The organism is Terriglobia bacterium (assembly GCA_020073085.1).
Lineage (GTDB): Bacteria > Acidobacteriota > Terriglobia > JAIQFV01 > JAIQFV01 > JAIQFV01.
Genome location: JAIQFV010000003.1, coordinates 43872 through 59145 on the forward strand (window position 1 = coordinate 43872; position 15274 = coordinate 59145).

Genomic DNA, 15274 nt, shown 5'->3' on the forward strand with positions numbered 1-15274 from the left:
CTTATGACAGAGACCCGAAGATCATTTTACGTGACAACCCCAATCTATTATGCGAACGCCAAACCGCATCTGGGTCACCTCTATACCACTCTGGTGGCGGACACCTTGACCCGTTTTCAGCGGCAGCGCGGGATCGACTCCTTCTTCCTGACTGGGACTGACGAGAGGGGGGTCAACATCGAGCGGGCCGCGGCAGCGCGCGGGATTCCCGTGCAACAGCATGTTGACGAAATTGTGGAAGAATTTCAGGAGACGTTTCGTGTCTTCAACGTTGAATACAGCCGATGGATCCGCACGACCGATTCCTACCATAAAGAGGGGGTACAAAGTCTGTGGCGACACCTCGACGAACGGGGGTTCATTTACCGGGGAGAATACAAAGGATGGTTCTGCGCCTACTGCAATGAATTCAAGGAGGTCGAGGAGAGAACAGAGCAGCCGCTTTGCCCCACCCATGAACGGCCGCTCGAGATCGTGGCGGAGGAAAGCTACTTCTTTAAATTGTCGGCGTTCGGGGATCGCCTCATAAAACTCTATGAATCACGTCCGGATTTTGTTCAACCCGACTCGCGACGCAATGAGGTGATCGCTTTCGTGGCCGGGGGACTGAGGGACCTTTCCATCAGCCGTATTTCGGTGAAGTGGGGAATCGAAGTGCCGGGGGATCCCCGACACACGATCTATGTCTGGTTCGATGCGCTCGCAAACTACATCACGGCGCTGGGTTGGGGAAACCGGTCCTTCCAGGATTTTGACCGGTTTTGGCCGGCCCTGCACCTGGTCGGGAAGGATATTCTCCGGTTCCACGCCGTGTACTGGCCGGCGTTCCTCATGGCAGCGGGGATCGAAGTCCCACGGACCGTTTTCGCCCATGGGATGTGGCTCTCCAGTGGAAGAAAGATGGGGAAGACCCTCGGCAACGTCATCGACCTTGCTGTTCTCCGGAAGCACTTCACTCCCGAGCAGGTGCGGTATTTCTGTCTGCGCGAAATGGTGTTTGGGCGAGACGGCGACTTCACGTACGAAGCGCTAATCGATCGTGTGAATGCCGACTTGGCGGCGGGCCTGGGGAATCTGTCAAGCCGGACGCTGACCATGGTGCGGACCTACTGTGGAAACAGGATCCCTCTGTCCGACTCGGATGCCAGCAGTGAATTTGTCCCGCAGGCCGCAGAGGTTCGTCAGGCGATCGAGCAGGCGATGGCCCAATTCGACCGGGAATTTGAGCGGTACTGCTTCAGCCTCGGGCTGGAAGCCATTTGGGCTGCCATGTCACGCGTTGATAAGTTCATCACGGATGCCCAGCCGTGGGAATTGGCCAAAGATCCTGAAAAGCAAGGAACCCTGAAGTACGTTCTGAGTACGGCCCTTGAGGCAGTGCGGCATTTAGCCGTCGTGCTGGCGCCTGTCCTGCCGGAAGGCAGTCAGGCCGTGTGGCAACAGCTGGGCCAGGCGGGCAAGGTGGGCGAGGTTGCGCCTGCCGGGCTTCGGTGGGGAGGTCTGAAGGCGGGGACTGAAATTGGTGAGGTCAAGGGCATCTTCCCAAGGATGGAGAAGGTGAAAATCATGGAAGAAATCAAACGCGACGAATTGACGGCTCGGACCGAGGGAGCCGGGAGGGCAGAAAGAGGAGATCAACCCTCAACTGCGGCCGCTCCGAAGGAGGCCTCCAAAGTAGGGCCGGAGGGGGAATCCGTCCGCGACGGGCTCATCTCGATTGAGGAATTTGCTCGAGTCGATATGCGAGTTGGGACCGTGCTGACGGCGGAACGCATTCCGAAGGCGGACAAGCTCTTGAAACTCACCGTCGATATAGGAGATGAAGTGCGACAAGTCCTCGCAGGTATCGCCCTGTATTACGAACCGGAATCATTGATTGGCCGGAAAGTGGTCGTGGTGACGAATCTGCCGCCCCGGAAGATGCGCGGGCTCGATTCCAACGGCATGATAGTGGCGGCCTCGGTGGGACCGGAGGGACGACCTGTCATCGCAACATTTAACGAGGACGTCCCCAATGGAGCGAGATTGAAATAGCAAAAAGATTCAATCGCTCCTCCCTGCTGAAAACCATGTTTATCGATTCTCACGCCCATCTGGAATTCCCCCAGTACAACGGCCAGGGTGCCGAGGTCCTGGCGCGCGCCCAGGCCGCCGGCGTCGAACGCATCCTCGCCATCGGGAGCGGGTCGGGACCCGGGACGCTGGATTGCGCCCTCCAGTTTGCGGAACGCTATGATTGGATCTTCGCCACGGTTGGCATTCATCCCCACGAATCCAGGCTGGCCGCGGATAAGGATTTCGTGGAGATTCGGCAGCTGGCCGGACGTCCAAGGGTGCTGGCCATCGGGGAGATTGGCCTCGACTACTATTATGATCACTCCCCGCGGGACGTCCAGCGGGAAGTCTTCATCCGCCAGATCCGGATTGCAAAAGATCTGGGCTTGCCCATTGTGGTTCATTCCCGGGATGCAGAACAGGATACCTTGGAAATCCTTCGCCACGAGTGGAGGAGTGCCGGGCTGGGCGGGATCCTGCACTGCTTTACCGGGAGCCTGGAGATGGCGCGCGGCGCGATCGAGATGGGTTTTCTCGTCTCCTTTTCCGGGATTATCACCTTTAAGAAATCTCAGTCGATCCGAGAAGTGGCTCGCTCCTTGCCGAATGAGCGGGTCTTGATAGAGACCGATAGCCCGTTCCTGGCGCCGGAGCCTCACCGGGGCAAGACAAACGAACCGGCCTTTGTTGCAGAGACCGCCCGAGCACTGGCGGAAGTGAAGGGGCTGACAACGGAGGACATTGCCCGCATCACCCGGTTCAATTTCAACCGGTTCTTCAAATTGCCGGATCCCTCGATCGGTCGGCGCACGGTCACCTACAAGATCCGGCATTCAATTTATGTAAACCTGACGACGCGCTGCACGGCCGACTGTGTTTTTTGCGCCCGGCTTTACGATCCGGTCGTGTCCGGCTATTACCTGGGGCTGAAAGAAAACGAGGAGCCGGGCGCCGACGAAATCATCGGCGAAATAGGCGACCCCACACAGTTCGAAGAAGTGGTTTTCTGTGGCTATGGCGAACCCACCCTGCGGCTCGACGTCATCAAGGAGGTATCGCGCGCCGTCAAGTCCAAAGGGGGGCGCACCCGCATTGATACCATCGGCCATGCCAATCTGATTCACAAGAGAAACGTTGTGCCCGAACTGGTGGGATTGATTGATCACGTCTCCATCAGCCTGAATGCCGCGGACGCACAAAAATACGAAAAGCTCTGCCGGACGGAATTTCCAGGGGAGGCTTTCGCCGGAATGCTGGAGTTTACCCGCGAATGCGTCAGGTGGTTGCCCCGGGTTACGCTGTCCGTCGTCCGCGTCCCGAATCTGGACGTTGAGGCCTGCAAACGGATGGCGGACGAGATCGGAGCCGTCTTTCGGATTCGAGAGTATGATTTGGTTGGGTGAGGAAAGTTGTCGGTTGTCAGTTCCCAGTTATCAGTGTAGTGCAGCCTGGTCTTGCGCTCGTACTGACAACCGAGAACTGAGAACTGACAACTTCTCTTTTCAGTTGTCTAACCGGGGGCGGAAGCCAAATGGCCGCAGAAAATAGTTTTGACATCGTCTCAAGAATTGACAAGCAGGAAGTCTCCAACGCCATCCAACAGGCCTTGAAAGAAATTCATCAGCGCTTTGACTTCAAGGGGAGCAAGAGTTCGATCGAACTCCTGGAGGACAAGATCGTTCTGGTCTCCGATAATGATTTCAAATTGAAAGCCGTGACGGACATCCTGGAGCAAAAACTGGTCAAGCGCGGCGTGCCTCTAAAGGGGTTGGCCTTCGGAAAGGTTGAGCCCTCCGCTCAGGGGACGGTGCGGCAGGAGGTCACGCTTCAACAGGGGATTTCTCCGGACAAGGCCCGCGAAATTATCAAGTCCATCAAAGAAACCAAATTGAAGGTACAGTCCTCCATTAACGGGGACTTCGTGCGTGTTTCAGGAAAGGATCGAGACACCCTGCAGAACGTGATTGCCCATCTGCGGGCCCTCGATTTTGGAATTCACATGCAGTTTGTGAACTACCGCAGCCAGTAAACGGAGGCTGCACAAAGAGGCGAAGCGTGCCTCCTTGCCGGGGCGAGGAGGAGCCGAGGTCCGGATAGGGATCCGCGATCAAAGGAGTTCGTGCTGTGACCGTCCAGGAGATTTTCGATCTTGTCCAATCGGACCTGAAGGAAGTTGAAGCCGAATTCGCCCGGCAGGTGGTTTCGCCTGTCAAGACAATCTCATCGATTGGGAGCTACCTCCAACAGAGCGGAGGCAAGCGGCTGCGACCCGCCCTTTTACTTCTTTGCGCGAGGCTGTGCGGCTCCAACGGGAGCCTGGCGTCGATTAAGCTCGGAACGGTCGTGGAATTCCTTCATACGGCCACCCTGGTTCACGACGATATCATTGATGATTCGAACCTGCGGCGGGGCCGCACTGCGGCGCACATGAAATGGGGCAACCAAACGTGTGTTCTCGCCGGGGACTGGATGTACATGCAATCCTATGTGCTGGCGCTCTCGGAGAAGAACTTTCATATCCTCGAGATCTTGACGGACGTGACCCAGAAAATGGTGGAAGGCGAACTGATCCAACTCCAGTGGCTGGGTCACAGCGATATTGATGAGGCGAGCTATCTCGATATCGCCACCCGCAAAACCGCCCTTCTGTTTGCAGCCTGCGGCCGGCTCGGGGCCGTCCTGGGAGGGCGGTCGGAGGGAGAGGAAGCGCGGATCGGGGAATATGGCCGAAACCTCGGCCTGGCCTTCCAGTTGGTCGATGATCTCCTCGACTTTACTTCCAATGAGACCACTCTGGGAAAGCCGGTCCTGAGCGATCTGAAGGAAGGCAAGGTGACGTTGCCGCTGATTTATGCGTTGCGTCGCTGCCAGCCGGAAGAAGCCATCCCGGTAAAGCGAGTCCTGGAAGACTCCGGGTTCGATACCGTCGGGCGCCGTGAGATCATCGAACTGGTGGAGAAATACGATACCCTTGCCGAGGCGCATGAAAAGGCAAAACGTTATGCCCGGTGTGCCCGCGAGGAGCTCTCCAGTTTTCCGCCCTCCCCGTATCGAGAGGCGTTGCTGGACATCACGGATTTTGTCATCGATCGCAACCGATAACAGCAGTTCGAGGCGGCCGGGCCCTCCCTGGCGGGTTCCGCTCCATTCAACAGAAAACATGAAAGAAATCGAGGTCAAGCTGAGGATCAGCGATGTCGTCCAGACCCGGCGCCGGCTCCTGGAGGCGGGGTTTGAACCCGAAGGAGAGCGGGTTTTTGAAGAGAATTGGCTGTACGATTTTCCGACCCAGACCTTGCGTCAATCGCGTTCCTTGCTCCGGCTAAGAAAATCCGGCGATCGCGCCATCATCACCTTTAAGGATCCTCCCGAAGGGAACTTGCGTTACAAGATGCGCGACGAGATTCAAACTGAAGTGGCGGAAGCCGAGGTGATGCGCGATATTTTTCGCAAATTGGGCTTGAACGAGACGTTTCGCTATCAAAAGTATCGGACCGCGTTCCGGATTAGGGATGAATCCCGGGGGCATGTTCTGCTGGATGAAACGCCGATCGGCCCATTTCTGGAGTTGGAGGGCGCCACTGACTGGATCGATCAAGCGGCCTCACAGCTGGGCTTTTCACCTGGCGACTATATCTTGAAAAGCTATGTGACGTTGTTCCGGGAGAGTTGTCCGGAGCAGGAGTTCGAAGGGTCCGCCATGTTGTTTGGGTCCACCTACTCACAACCGAACCCGAAAGGTTAGCCATCGTATGAACCTCAAGGCCGAGCAGCCCGACCCGTTCATCCTGGATGCACGGAGCAAGAGAATGGTCGAACAGCTCGATCCGATTCGAATGCCGCGCCACATTGCCGTCATCATGGATGGCAATGGCCGCTGGGCACAGCGGCGACACCTGCCGCGGGTTGCCGGACATCGCGCCGGCATCGATGCCGTTCGGGACACCGTCGAAATGTCACGGTGGCTGAATATTGAAGCGTTGACCCTGTATGCTTTTTCCAAGGAAAACTGGAAGCGGCCTAAGTCGGAGGTCAGCGTTCTGATGCGCCTGCTCCGCGAGTATCTCCACAAGGAACTGGCCCGTCTGAAGCGGAACAATATTCGCTTCCAGGTCCTCGGCCGGATGGAGGATCTTCCGCCGCTGGTTCAGAAAGACCTGGTCTATGGCCGGGAGGAAACCCGGAACAATACCGGAATGATCTTCAACGTCGCCCTGAATTATGGGGGGCGGACCGAACTGGTCGACGCGTTCAAGCGTCTGGCTGTCCGGATGCGGACGAACGGGCTGGATCTCGATCAATTGAACGAATCTGACATTGAAAGGGAATTGTACACAGCCGGTCTGCCGGATCCCGATTTGCTGATCCGAACGAGTGGAGAAATGCGGGTGTCGAATTTTCTGCTCTGGCAGATCGCGTACGCGGAAATCTGGGTGACCCCGGTTCTCTGGCCTGATTTTCGCCGGCACCATTTACTGGAAGGAATCATTGAATTTCAAAAGCGCGAGCGGCGCTATGGTGGCCTCCAGGCATGACGCGAGTGTTGAGCGGACTTGTGCTGGTTCTCGTTGCCGTTGGGGTGGTGGGCTGGGCCCCGCGCTGGGTGATCTTTCTGGGGCTGGTGGTGCTCAGCAATCTGGCGTTGCACGAGTTCTACCAGCTCTCTGAAAAATGCGGGCTGCTTCCGTTCCGGTCGGCCGGTCATCTTTACGGCTTGTGGCTGCTCGCCGAGCAGTGGAGGTTTCCCGGGCACATGAGCATGGGCGCGTTGACAGGGTTCGTCCTGCTGGTTCTCTTTCTTAGCCTGACGCGTCCGGACAGCTTTGCCCTGGCGATTGGGTCTTCGGGGGCCACGATTTTAGGCACCCTCTATACGGGAGGGTTGCTGAGTCTCCTCCTGGCATTTCCAGACCCCTCGTCCCGCCGGGGTCCCTTGGGTCTCCCCATTGAGGGCCGGGCAGCAATTTTCTTTTTGCTGGCCGTCATTTGGGCGTCTGATATTGGAGCGTATTACGTCGGTCGCGCCATCGGAAGGCATAAGATGGCCCCGCGGATCAGTCCGGGAAAGACGATTGAGGGTCTGGTGGGAGGATTGATGGCCAGCGTGCTCGTTTCTCTTGTGTTTCAACGGTATTGGCTTCGAGGTTACAGCCTGGCGGCCCTGATGGTCCTTGCAATTTTTCTCGATCTGGCGGGGGTTCTGGGCGATTTGGCCGAATCGGCTATGAAACGGGGGGCGGGCGTAAAGGATTCTTCCTCGATTGTTCCGGGCCATGGCGGTGTCCTGGATCGGATCGACAGTTTGTTGTTCGCCCTCCCGGTGATGTATTATTACCCGGCGGTGCTTGTATTCTTGAAGGGCATGCTCAAGACGGGTTGAAGTGGTTGCATCAGGGCGGCATCTCGAAAACCGAATGAAGAACATTTCTATTCTCGGGTCCACAGGCTCGGTCGGGGTGAACACCCTCCGCGTGATTGAAAAATTTCCCGGGACGATCCGCGTGGTCTCATTGGCCGCCGGGAGCAATTCCAGCCTTCTTTCTCAGCAAATTCGAAAGTTTCACCCGCAGATTGTATCCGTGGCTGATGACGAAACTGCCGACGCCTTGGCCCGGAATCTTCGGGGATTTCCCAAGCGACGCCAGCCCCAGATCGAGGTCGGCGAAAAGGGAATGACGCGGGTGGCCACCCACCCGGCCGTCGAGCTCGTGGTGGCCGCCACGGTCGGGGTGGTGGGATTGGTTCCTATTTTCGAGGCGGTCCGGCGCGGGAAGTCCGTGGCCTTGGCGAACAAAGAGATTCTCGTTGTTGCGGGAGAACTCCTCACCCGAGAGATGGCCCGGCAGGGGAAACCCTTGCTGCCGATTGATAGCGAACATTGCGCAATCCATCAATGCCTGCGCTCGGGCTATCATCACGAGATCCGGCGATTGATCCTGACGGCCTCCGGAGGCCCGTTTCGCAACGCCTCGCTGCGGGCCATGCGCCGCGCCACCGTGCGGGAAGCCCTGGCCCATCCAACCTGGAGGATGGGGAACCGCATCACCATCGACAGCGCCACCCTGATGAACAAGGGATTTGAGGTGATTGAAGCCCACTGGTTATTCGGGTTGAAGGCCGACCAGATCGATGTGCTCATCCATCCCCAGTCGACCATCCATTCCATGGTCGAGTTTATCGACGGGTCGATCATGGCCCAGCTGAGTGCCACCGATATGCGTCAGCCGATCCAATACGTGTTGACCTATCCGCACCGGTTCAACTCCAATGTCCAATATTTTGATTTTGGCAAGGCGACGAAGTTCGATTTTGAACAGCCCGATCTGGGCAAGTTCCGATGCCTCGCCCTAGCCTACCACGCTCTCCGGTCCGGGCCCTCCGCGTTGTGCGCCTTGAACGCAGCGGACGAGGTGGCAGTCCAGGCATTCCTCAAGGAAGAAATCCCCCTGACCCGGATTCCGGTGGTCATTGAAAAGACCCTCGAACGCCTGCCCTCCGTTAAGATCCAGTCGATTCGGCACTGTGTGGAAACCGATCGGGAAGCCCGGCGGGTGGCCCTCGCTATGATATAATGGAGCTGCCACAGGGTTTCATTTCCCGCCAAGGAGAGTTGTTTGTATAACGCAGCCGTCTATATCCTGTCGTTCGTCTTCGTCCTGGGAGTACTCATCTTTGTGCATGAGCTGGGTCATTTCCTGGCCGCCAAGTACTTTAAGGTGCGGATCCTGACCTTTTCCCTCGGCTTTGGGAAGCGTCTTGTGGGGTTCGAACGGGGGGGCACGGACTATCGAGTCAGCGTCCTGCCAGTGGGCGGTTACGTTCGAATGGCCGGTGAATATCCCACCGATGAGTCGGTCGGGGCCCCTGATGAATTTCTGAACAAGCCGCGCTGGCAGCGGTTGATTGTGGGCGTGGCGGGCGCCACCATGAACCTCATCATGGCGGTCCTCATTCTGGCGGCTGTTTTCAGGTTCAATTACCTCGAGCCCATGTACTTGGGCCAACCGGTCGTCGTCGGGTCGGTGGCGGCGAACTCCGCGGCTTCGGCGGCCGGACTCGAAGCGGGGGATCGGATTACCAAGTTGAACGCCAAGGAGAATCCTAATTGGCATGACCTCGAGACGTTGTCGATTACCAATCTGGCTGAGCCGGTGGCGGTCACTGCAGAGCGCAACGGCAGACCCTTCAGTTTAACCGTGACTCCCCGGCTGGTGACTCTGCCCGAGACGGGGGAACGAATCAGCGACTTCGGAATTCAACCCACCCTTGCCGTGCAGGTACGCAACCTGGTCCCGGGGTTTCCCGCTGCGAAGGCAGGTGTCCAGGACGGAGACCTGATCTTGAAGATCGGGGATCATCCGATCACGAAGAGTGAAGATTTCTCCTACCTCAACGACACCATTCATAAGAGCGTCGGAAAGCCGCTCCTCTTTGTGCTACAAAGGGGGAACGACACCCTGACGAAGGAGATCACGCCGGTGTTGGATCCGGCCCTTGGCTATGGCCGCATTGGATTCCGACCCGACATCCCCACGGAGAAAATGAATCTTGGGGTGGTCGGCTCCATCGGAAAATCGGTGGGCGAGAACGTCAGGATCGCCGGGCTGACCTTCAAGGTGTTGGGGCAACTGGTCACCGGTAAAACGTCGCCCAAGACACTGGTTGGACCGATTGGCATTTTCAAGGTGACAGGCGAGGCGGCCAAGACCAGTGCCAGCGACTTGTTCCATTGGATGTCCTTTATCAGCCTCCAATTGGGGATATTCAATCTGCTTCCGATCCCTGTTCTCGATGGTGGGATGGTTTTCGTGTTGCTGATCGAGAGCGCCCTCCGTCGCGATTTGGGTCGGGTCGCCAAGGAACGACTCATTCAGGTGGGTTTTGTCTTCCTGATGCTTTTGATGGTCTACGTCATCTACAACGATGCCATGCGGTATACCCCTTGGGTAAAGGGGTCAGGAAGCACTGCGACCCAGCCTGCGTCGCCCCCAAAATAGGGGGTGGCGTTCGCCTGTTCATTCCGAATGCGCGTTCCCGACAGGCGGGCGAGCCTCCAGGGCTTGCGGGGACTTTTTCTTCACGTTGGTTGTCCTTCCCCCTGACGTGTGTTTTTCAGCAGAGCGAAGCATTTATCTTTCTCTCGCAAATCACCGTATGTACGCCCCCCCCCCGAGAATCTGATCTCTTCCTCCCCCCGCTGACACACAACGAGTTGAGATACTTGAATCCCCGCCATCGGCCGCGTATGGGATGGAGAAGGGGATCGTAAGCCTCTCCCGAGTCCCGGTTTGCCCCGGGAGAAAGGCGATTTTCAAGAGGATTTTCAAGGCGACCCTTTTCAAGAACAATTCCAAGAAGAAATTTCAAGAAAATTTCAAGAAGAGGCTTGACAGCCGGAAAGCCATTGGGTAGTGTTGTATTGAAAATGACATTCATTTTCAATATTGACGACACGGCCTTGAGGTGGAGTCCCGATGAAATCTTCCCTGCGGTCTGGCAGAATCCCCCGGCTTCATCTCTGGCTGGGGCTTTCCGCCGGCCTGTATTTCTTGTTTCTCGGCCTGACCGGGATTGCGCTGAATCATCGAACCGACTGGGGGCTGGAGGAGAAAACCGTCAGCCACCGCTTTTTGCCTTCGCATTATCGCCCGATGGACGAGGGAGAAAGAACACGGCTGGATATTGTTCTTGCCGATCTCCACTCCGGGCTGCTTTTCGGAAGATATGGCCCCACGGTAAGTGATCTCATCGCCCTGATTTTGATGGCCTCAACTTTAACCGGGTTTGCCTTGGGGTGGAGACGATCCCGGAAACGAGGGGCATCCTTTCAAACGCCTCGGGCGAAGCCTGTCGCCGACTTGCCTCCAATCCCTGCGGAGGCCTCAGAGCCTCAACAACTGAGAATCACAACTTCAAACGGAACCTGAACAAAAACGACCAGGATCAAATCAGGAATATACGTGAAGGAGCAGCCCGGGTGTCGATGATGATTCATTTTCTCAGAGCCATCCCGAAGTCTACAGTGGGAGATTCATATATGAGGTCTCAGTTTTTTCGGAAGCGGTTGTCCTGTCTCCTGATCCTGTGCTTGGGCGGGGGAGAAGCGGTTGGACAAAGCGCCTATAACGGTTCAGAGGCGGCGAAGCCCGCAAGTGGCACGCTGCTGAAGTCCGAGCGCGATCAACTTTTGGCGAAAATCTCGGACCTTCAGGCACAGATCGATGCACTCCGGAAGCAGATCGGGATGGAAAGACCGGTTGAGACGGAAACCGCTGTCCCGCCAATCTCCCCGGATGACTCGGCGAAAGTCCAGGTCCCACGCAAGGAGGTCATGGACTCAAGCTCGCAAACCTCTCCTGGACGTATTCGGCCGGGACAAATCAGCGTCTTGAAGGACCGTGTCAACATAGGAGGTTACGGCTCGGTCCGATTTGAAGCGAATGATGTGGGCGGTGACTTCTTCGTACCCGGCGGGTCAGCCAGGGGGTTCACGTTTCGACGTTTTGTGCTGACTACCGATACGCATCTCAGCGACCGGCTTCGCATACACACGGAAACCGAATTTGAGAGACTGTTGGAACTGGAGATTGAACGGAAGGTCGAAAGGAGTGCGGGCGGACTGCGATTCGAGCAAGGTTTGGAGGGAACCAACGGGGGAGCCATTGAACTTGAGCAGGCCTGGGGCCAATTCGACTTTTCGAAAAACCACGGAATCCGGTTCGGCGTCGTCTTATCCCCGGTGGGGCGCTATAACATCAACCACGACGACGACTATTGGGATCTTCCTCGACGCACGCTGACCGACCGTGATGCTCCCGTGCTGCCGGTGAAGGCCGCATGGAGGGAATTGGGGGCGGGCCTGGTCGGTCATGGCAACGTGGGGGGGCGCGGTCGGATCGATTATCAAGTCTATTTATTGGGTGGGGCCACTCTGGATTTTGCGATGAATCAGATCAGCCAGACAAGGGGTTCGCAACCCGCCCGATTGGTGTCGGAGGCTGAGGTGGGGTTGACCTCCGGCGCCTTTGACGGGACGAAGTCCGCTCAGGCCTTGGGCTATCGTCTGGCTTATAGCCCACGCCTGGGAAGCGAGATCGCCCTTTCGGGATATCATGGAAGATATACCCCGGGCTTTCTCCCGGTCTCTGAAGTACTCCAGGTGATCGGACTGGATGGGGACTTCAAACACAAGGGGTTCGAAGTGGAAGGAGAGATGATTGCTTCCGATTTTGGGAATGTCCGCAATGTGCTGGCCGCCTTTGCCGAGCGGGCATTTGCCGCGTCTGTAGAGTCCACAGGAAGCGGGGGTCTCGGATCAGAGATCGAATTCAGTCTGGAGGGCCTGGCGCGGAGGCGGTACGGCTTTTGGACCGACGTCAAGTATCACTGGCGACCGGAGTTTTTGAGGAAGACGTTCCTCGGTCGAGGGTTTGAGGATCCGGTCCTGATCCCCATTGTCCGATTTGAACGCGTATGGCTCAAAGACCTGGTCACTGGGCTTGCATTCGACCAGGGGGCCCTCACCGAGCTTGCTCAGGAGAACCGGAGCCAGGACCGGTTGACGGTTGGGATCAGTTACCGGCCGGTGCCGTCGTTCGCATTCCAACTCGCCTATGAACACAATCGACGCCGATCAGGATCGATGTTGATTTATCCGGCGGTTCCATTGAATTCGACAAATGGTTTCCTTTTGGGAATGAGTTTTGGCTTCTAGAGGAATGGGGCATTACGTGTGCAGCTTTGCCGCTGCCCCCCGACATTTCGGAAGTGGAAGGGATTGAGTGATGAAGAAGCAAGTGCTGTGCCTCGCATTGATTTCATTGTGGGTCCGCACGCCGGTGATGATTGCCGAGCAATACCTGACCGAAGCGCAAGCTTTGAAGATTGCGTTCCCTCAGTCCCAGAGCGTCACCGCGGAGAGCAGAGTGATCTCAGACGAGGACCGCCGGGGAATCAAACAGCGATACGGGATTGAAGTGCTGAGTTCTTCAGCGAGGATATATTCTGGAAGAAGCGGTTCAAGGATAGACGGGTATGCCGTGATCGCTGACGAGATCGGAAAGAGCGAGCCGATCACGTTCATTGTCGTCATGGACCCATTTGGAAGAGTCCAGACCGTAGCCGTCATGGAGTTTCGGGAGACTCGCGGATGGGAGGTAAAGGAGCCCCGTTTTTTGCGCCAGTTTCATGGCAAGAAATCCACCGATCACCTCCGTGTCAACGATGATGTGGTCAACTTGAGCGGCGCCACTCTTTCGTCGATCGCCGTGGCCAACGGTGTCAAGAAGGCCGTCGTGCTGGTCGATTATTTCCTTTTACATTCGGATAGAAAGTAGGAGCTCCCCTTGAATTCGACATCTCAACACTTCCCCAAGATTCATCCTGCAATGGGTAAAATGTTTGGGTACTGGCGGCGTTGGGTCCCGATGGCGGTAGTTATGGGGGCCGCATTGGCAGCAATGGGGTTCAGAGAATCCGGATCGCAACCACTTCCTCACAAGCAGATGCGTTATGTGATGGGAACCCTGTGCGAAATTACGATTTATGACGAGGATCCAGTACGGGCGGAGCGGGCCATGAACCAAGCGTTTGAGGAGATGCAACGGGTCGACCGGCTCTTGAGCAACTACGATCCCCACAGCGAGTTGAGCCGGATGAACCGGACGGCTGCCGCGGGCCCCTTTAAAGCGTCTGTCGAGTTATTCCAATTTGTCACGGCTTGTCAGCGGTTCTACAGGATCACTCAGGGGGCATTTGACCCGACGGTAGGCCCCCTGGTTCGTGCCTGGGGTTTTTTTGGGCTTCACCCTCATGTCCCCCGGAGGAGTGAAGTGGAAGCCGCCCGTGACAAGGTGGGAATGGGGAAGGTCGAACTCGACCAGGTTCATGCCCTGATCAGTTACGGGGTTGAGGGAATGGAGATCGATCCCGGGGGAATAGGCAAAGGCTACGCAGTGGATCGGGCAGTTGGAACGCTAAAGCGCGCCGGCATCACTTCCGCTCTGGTCAACGCCGGCAGCAGCTCCCTGTATGCGATCGGGCATCCACCCGGCCAGGCCTCTTGGCGGATCGGGATCAAGGACCCCTTTTTTCCAAACCATCCCGCGGCCTTCGTTGCGCTCCTCGACAACTCGCTCTCCACGTCCGGGAGCCTCGAAAAGCGCGTGCAAGAGGGAAGTCAGACCTTCAGTCACATCTTTGATCCGCGATCAGGGGCGCCGGTGGGGGGAGTTCTCGAGGTGAGCGTCATTGCCCCAACGGCAACCGAATCAGACGCATTGACGAAAGCAGCTTTTGTTTTATCTCCCCCAGATGCCTTCGGCCTATTTCAGAAACTGGGCGGGGTCCACGCCCTTCGTTTCGAGCGCAGCGGGTCCGCCGGATGGCGCCTCCGAATGACTCCCTGGTCACAATCGGAATTCTGCCTGAAAGGCGAAATTCGCCGGACCCATTCCGTTAGACGTGTTGATTTGAAGCGGGAGAACTGATAGATTACGGGTCACAGACCCAGCAGGTCCCGGCAAAGAGAAAGAAGCGTTCAGGTGACCCTATGAACACCGCGCGGGTGTTGGATATTTCGGAAGTAAACAAGGCCCAAGGGACCATCCCTGTCACTGAGGAGAAGCGCGTCTTTGAAGAACACCTCAGAACGGTCGGTCTGAAGCACTCGCACCAACGGGATGTCATCCTGGATGAGTTCCTGAAGCATCGAACACATTTAAGCGTGGACGATCTTTACCAGATGGCGCGTCAGAGGGACGCTCGGATCGGATTCAGCACCGTCTTCCGGACCATGAAGCTTCTCAAAGACTGCGGCGTTGCCCGTGAGGTCGTCCTGGCGGACGGAATTTCCCGCTTTGAGCGCAACTACAAGTATCCACACCACGATCACCTCATCTGCACCTCCTGCAACAAAACCGTGGAGTTTTTTGTCTCTGAGATCGAAGAACTTCAAGAGCAAGTGGCGAGGAAGTACCACTTCAAGATGAAGCACCACGTCATGGTGCTGTATGGTCTCTGTCGCGATTGTCAGCGTGCTCTCAAGACCTAGGCCCTCCGTTGTTCCGCCGTTATTCGGATGTCCTTTTTCGAGGCTCCTGCCCGACTTGAAATTCCAGATCTTGCGAATTGATCGGGGGATGGCTTGCGCCCACGCCGCAATCCACCCGTGGCTTGGTCTTCCCGTCCCTGGTCTGATTCCAGGAGAAACCGAGTCAAT

The 15274-nt window shown here is 56.9% G+C and carries 14 protein-coding genes; all 14 read left to right on the top strand.

The genetic code is table 11. The features are described from left to right. Positions 1-3 precede the first annotated feature (3 nt). Positions 4-2034 carry a methionine--tRNA ligase gene (metG, locus tag LAO21_04485; GenBank protein MBZ5551956.1) on the top strand — a complete coding sequence of 677 codons (2031 nt, stop codon included), beginning with the start codon at positions 4-6 and terminating at the stop codon, positions 2032-2034. Positions 2035-2069: 35 nt separating this feature from the next. Then, the gene (locus LAO21_04490) at positions 2070-3458 is read left to right on the top strand and encodes a YchF/TatD family DNA exonuclease (GenBank protein MBZ5551957.1); all 1389 of its coding nucleotides are present in this window, start codon (positions 2070-2072) and stop codon (positions 3456-3458) included. Between the two features lie 128 nt (positions 3459-3586). Then, positions 3587-4084 carry a YajQ family cyclic di-GMP-binding protein gene (locus LAO21_04495; GenBank protein ID MBZ5551958.1) on the top strand — a complete coding sequence of 166 codons (498 nt, stop codon included), beginning with the start codon at positions 3587-3589 and terminating at the stop codon, positions 4082-4084. Between the two features lie 110 nt (positions 4085-4194). After that, entirely contained in the window at positions 4195-5157 is a 963-nt protein-coding gene (locus LAO21_04500) for a polyprenyl synthetase family protein (protein MBZ5551959.1), read from the top strand. Between the two features lie 58 nt (positions 5158-5215). Further along, a complete protein-coding gene (locus LAO21_04505) occupies positions 5216-5800 on the top strand; it encodes a class IV adenylate cyclase (protein MBZ5551960.1) in 585 nt (194 codons plus the stop codon). A 7-nt stretch (positions 5801-5807) separates the two neighbouring features. Then, a complete protein-coding gene (locus tag LAO21_04510) occupies positions 5808-6590 on the top strand; it encodes an isoprenyl transferase (GenBank protein ID MBZ5551961.1) in 783 nt (260 codons plus the stop codon). Continuing rightward, the gene (locus tag LAO21_04515) at positions 6587-7435 is read left to right on the top strand and encodes a phosphatidate cytidylyltransferase (protein ID MBZ5551962.1); all 849 of its coding nucleotides are present in this window, start codon (positions 6587-6589) and stop codon (positions 7433-7435) included. The genes LAO21_04510 and LAO21_04515 overlap by 4 nt, the downstream gene beginning before the upstream one ends. A gap of 34 nt (positions 7436-7469) precedes the next feature. Then, a complete protein-coding gene (locus LAO21_04520) occupies positions 7470-8627 on the top strand; it encodes a 1-deoxy-D-xylulose-5-phosphate reductoisomerase (GenBank protein ID MBZ5551963.1) in 1158 nt (385 codons plus the stop codon). Positions 8628-8669: 42 nt separating this feature from the next. After that, positions 8670-10052, top strand: a complete 1383-nt coding sequence (gene rseP, locus LAO21_04525) for an RIP metalloprotease RseP (GenBank protein MBZ5551964.1) — start codon at positions 8670-8672, stop codon at positions 10050-10052. Between the two features lie 477 nt (positions 10053-10529). Beyond that, positions 10530-10982: a PepSY domain-containing protein gene (locus tag LAO21_04530; protein MBZ5551965.1), complete on the top strand. Its 453-nt coding sequence runs from the start codon at positions 10530-10532 to the stop codon at positions 10980-10982. A gap of 110 nt (positions 10983-11092) precedes the next feature. Next, on the top strand, positions 11093-12769 hold the full coding sequence (locus LAO21_04535; protein ID MBZ5551966.1) for a hypothetical protein: 1677 nt from the start codon (positions 11093-11095) through the stop codon (positions 12767-12769). 67 nt (positions 12770-12836) lie between these two features. Next, positions 12837-13391 (top strand): FMN-binding protein, encoded by a 555-nt coding sequence (locus tag LAO21_04540; GenBank protein MBZ5551967.1) that lies wholly within the window; start codon positions 12837-12839, stop codon positions 13389-13391. Between the two features lie 51 nt (positions 13392-13442). Continuing rightward, complete coding sequence (locus LAO21_04545; protein MBZ5551968.1) at positions 13443-14543, top strand: FAD:protein FMN transferase; 1101 nt, start codon at positions 13443-13445, stop codon at positions 14541-14543. A gap of 62 nt (positions 14544-14605) precedes the next feature. Then, entirely contained in the window at positions 14606-15106 is a 501-nt protein-coding gene (locus LAO21_04550) for a transcriptional repressor (protein MBZ5551969.1), read from the top strand. The last annotated feature ends 168 nt before the right edge of the window (positions 15107-15274 follow it).